Origin of the sequence: Streptomyces sp. NPDC007162, from assembly GCF_040634175.1 — a bacterium.
Taxonomy (GTDB): domain Bacteria; phylum Actinomycetota; class Actinomycetes; order Streptomycetales; family Streptomycetaceae; genus Streptomyces.
The window spans coordinates 3,106-6,645 of record NZ_JBEYFC010000491.1; the positions used below are offsets into that span (position 1 = coordinate 3,106).

Consider the following 3,540-nt stretch of genomic DNA (forward strand, 5'->3'; position numbering starts at 1 on the left):
CTTGCGGGTCCGGCGGGGCTTGGTCTCGGTGGCCTCGGCGGTGTCCGGCGCGGCCTCCGCGGTTGCCGTCGCCTTGCGCGTGCGGCGCGGCTTCGACTCGGCGACGGCAGTGGCCGTCTCCACGGCCGCGGGGGCGGCCTCGGGAACCTCGGCCACCGGGGCGGCCACGGGAACCTCGGCCACCGGGGTGACCTCCGCCGTCGGAGCGGTCTCGGCGGAGCGGCGGGTGCGGCGGCGCGGCTTCTCCGGCGCGGCCTCGACCGTCTCCACGACGGCCTCGGGCGTCACGGTCACCGGCGCGGCGGCCGCCACCGGCTCCTGCGACGCCCCGCCGCGGGTACGGCGTCGGCGGCGCGGGGTCCGGCCGGCCGGGGCCTCCTCGGCGACGGGGGCCGCGGACTCGGCGGCCGGCGACGTGGCCGTCGTACCGGGTGCCGGATCCATGGCCGAACCGCTGCGCGTGCGCCGACGGCGGCGCGGGGTGCGGGCCGGACGCTCGCGCTCCTCGGTACGGGATTCGACGCGGGGCTCGTTGCGACCGCCCCGGCCACCGCGGCTGCCGCGGCCGCCGGTCTCGCCCAGGTCCTCCAGCTCCTCCGCGTCGAGCCCGGCGCGGGTGCGCTCCGAGCGCGGCAGGACACCCTTGGTGCCCGCGGGGATCTTCAGGTCCTCGAAGAAGTGCGGCGACGTCGAGTACGTCTCCACCGGCTCGGGGAACTTGAGCTCGAGCGCCTTGTTGATGAGCTGCCAGCGCGGGATGTCGTCCCAGTCGACGAACGTGATCGCCGTACCCGACGCGCCCGCGCGGCCGGTACGGCCGACCCGGTGCAGGTACGTCTTCTCGTCCTCGGGGGACTGGTAGTTGATGACGTGGGTGACGCCCTCGACGTCGATGCCGCGTGCGGCGACGTCGGTGCAGACGAGGACGTCCACCTTGCCGTTGCGGAAGGCGCGCAGCGCCTGCTCGCGGGCGCCCTGGCCGAGGTCGCCGTGGACGGCGCCGGAGGCGAAACCGCGGCGCTGGAGCTGCTCGGCGATGTCGGCGGCGGTGCGCTTGGTGCGGCAGAAGATCATCGCGAGCCCGCGGCCCTCGGCCTGCAGTATGCGCGCGATCATCTCCGGCTTGTCCATGGAGTGCGCGCGGTAGACGAACTGCGCGATGTTCGCGACGGTCGCGCCCTCGTCGTCCGGCGCGGTGGCGCGGATGTGGGTGGGCTGGCTCATGTACCGGCGCGCGAGACCGATGACCGCGCCCGGCATGGTCGCCGAGAACAGCATGGTCTGGCGCTTCGCCGGAAGCATGCCGATGATCTTCTCGACGTCGGGCAGGAAGCCCAGGTCGAGCATCTCGTCGGCCTCGTCGAGGACGAGCGACTTGATGTGCTTGAGGTCGAGCTTGCGCTGGCCCGCGAGGTCGAGGAGGCGGCCCGGCGTGCCGACGACGACGTCGACGCCCTTCTTCAGGGCCTCGACCTGCGGCTCGTAGGCCCGGCCGCCGTAGATGGCGAGAACGCGTACGTTGCGGACCTTGCCGGCCGTCAGCAGGTCGTTGGTGACCTGGGTGCAGAGCTCGCGGGTGGGGACGACCACGAGCGCCTGCGGGGCGTTGGTGAGGGCCTCGGGGGCGGCGCGGCCCGCCTCCACGTCGGCGGGGACGGTCACGCGCTCCAGGAGCGGCAGACCGAAGCCGAGGGTCTTGCCGGTGCCGGTCTTGGCCTGGCCGATGACGTCGGTGCCGGACAGGGCGACCGGGAGTGTCATCTCCTGGATGGGGAAGGGGGTGATGATGCCGACGGCTTCCAGGGCCTCGGCGGTCTCGGGGAGGATCCCGAGTTCTCGAAACGTCGTAGTCAGGGTGCTGCCTCTTCTGTGTGGCGCGGCACGAGGCGAGCGCGGGGGTCTTTGACGGACCGTGCCGGGGACGTCGGCTGCCTTACGGACGGGCTGTGGGGGGCACGCCGTAGTGCACGGGACCTCTGCCGACGCTCTAGCGCTCATACCGCTGAGGGTGTCTCCCTCCGGTCGACGTACGCGATGTGCCGTACGCGCCGGGAGGGCTGTCGGTTCGGAGCCGATCGGGCCACCGACCGGGCATCCTCATACGTGCGGCCTGTCGAGGCACGTCTGAAACAGACGGCGTACCAGCAGGCGCATTACCACCATACCCCGGAATCGCGCACATGCGATGGCCGATTCGGTCACGTCGTGGTACTCGTGTGGCTGACCAGCGGCTTCCCCTCAGGACTTCCACGACTTTCCGGGACTCGTGAGGGGTCGCCCGGGGACCGCCCGGGGATTTCCCCCAGAGCTTCCCCGAGGCGGCGAGCGGGCTATTGTGCGCTTCATGACGAGCTCTGACAAGCCTGAGACCGCCTCCGCCGAACCGACCGGTGTCGCCGCCCGGGACTGGGGGCAGGCGGCCGCCGACCCGCAGTACCGAGCCGCGGTCGTGGACCTGCTCGGCGCGCTCGCGTACGGCGAGCTCGCGGCGTTCGAGCGTCTCGCGGAGGACGCCAAGCTGGCGCCCACGCTGGCCGACAAGGCCGAGCTGGCGAAGATGGCGTCGGCCGAGTTCCACCACTTCGAGCGGTTGCGGAACCGGCTGACGGAGATCGGCGAGGACGCGACGCAGGCCATGGAGCCGTTCGTCGCGGCCCTCGACGGCTTCCACCGGCAGACGGCGCCGTCGGACTGGCTGGAGGGCCTGGTGAAGGCGTACGTCGGCGACTCGATCGCCAGCGACTTCTACCGGGAGGTCGCGGCCCGGCTGGACACCGACACGCGCGAGCTGGTGCTGGCCGTTCTCGACGACACGGGACACGCCGAGTTCGCGGTCGAGAAGGTGCGGGCCGCCATCGACGCCGATCCCCGGGTGGGGGGCCGACTGGCGCTGTGGGCGCGGCGGTTGATGGGGGAGGCACTGTCGCAGTCGCAGCGCGTCGTCGCCGACCGGGACGCGCTGTCGACCATGCTGGTGGGCGGTGTCGCCGCCGGCTTCGATCTCGCCGAGGTGGGGCGGATGTTCTCGCGGATCACCGAGGCGCACACGAAGCGGATGGCCGCGCTGGGCCTGGCCGCCTGACGCCCGTCGCGGAGGCCGTGGTCCAGGCGGGTGAGGAGTCCTCGGCGTCGGGAGCTACGCCGGGATCGATCGTCGGCGCAGGCGGCGGCCCGTGGGGCGCAGCAGCAGGGAGAGGGACGCCGCCGAGACGACCGCCGCTCCCGCGAGGCTCACGAACGGCGTGCCGGGGCCCAGCGCGCTGTGGGTGACGAAGTCGCCGAACAGGGCTCCCGCGACACCCGTGGAGAACACCAGGGGGCGGGCCGGAAGGCGGTGGGAGAGGCGGCTGTTCGCGGCCCACGACAGGGCCAGGCCGAGCAGGGCGGATCCAAGGACTTCCAGGAACATCACGGGGGGTCCCTCCCACGGCCGGCCGGTGCTTCACGGTCCAGAACAGCACGTACACGACGAAGAGCACGATGAGGGTGCCGACGGTGATGCAGAGCTCGCTGACGGTCCTGACGATCACTCGCACCGGC

The 3,540-nt window shown here is 72.7% G+C and carries 3 protein-coding genes and 1 pseudogene; 1 reads left to right on the forward strand and 3 read right to left on the reverse strand.

Going from position 1 to position 3,540, the window contains the following annotated elements; translation table 11 throughout:
• A partial coding sequence (locus tag ABZ646_RS37000; RefSeq protein ID WP_360529176.1) for a DEAD/DEAH box helicase occupies positions 1 to 1,761 on the reverse strand: 1,761 nt, incomplete at its 3' end.
• A gap of 574 nt (positions 1,762 to 2,335) precedes the next feature.
• Here ABZ646_RS37000 and ABZ646_RS37005 point away from each other — a divergent pair.
• Positions 2,336 to 3,082: a ferritin-like fold-containing protein gene (locus ABZ646_RS37005; protein WP_360529179.1), complete on the forward strand. Its 747-nt coding sequence runs from the start codon at positions 2,336 to 2,338 to the stop codon at positions 3,080 to 3,082.
• A 54-nt stretch (positions 3,083 to 3,136) separates the two neighbouring features.
• Here the strand turns inward: ABZ646_RS37005 and ABZ646_RS37010 are convergent, their stop codons facing one another.
• Together ABZ646_RS37010 and ABZ646_RS37015 are read right to left on the reverse strand one after the other, a co-directional pair.
• Positions 3,137 to 3,409 carry a hypothetical protein gene (locus tag ABZ646_RS37010; RefSeq protein ID WP_360529181.1) on the reverse strand — a complete coding sequence of 91 codons (273 nt, stop codon included), beginning with the start codon at positions 3,407 to 3,409 and terminating at the stop codon, positions 3,137 to 3,139.
• Between the two features lie 37 nt (positions 3,410 to 3,446).
• Positions 3,447 to 3,536, reverse strand: a pseudogene (locus tag ABZ646_RS37015) (class E sortase); the annotation flags it as partial.
• Between the last annotated feature and the right edge of the window lie 4 nt (positions 3,537 to 3,540).

Bases quoted from the DNA above. Each gene is read 5' to 3' on its own strand.
- ABZ646_RS37010 (WP_360529181.1), bottom strand. From the start codon at position 3,409: ATGTTCCTGGAAGTCCTTGGATCCGCCCTGCTCGGCCTGGCCCTGTCG.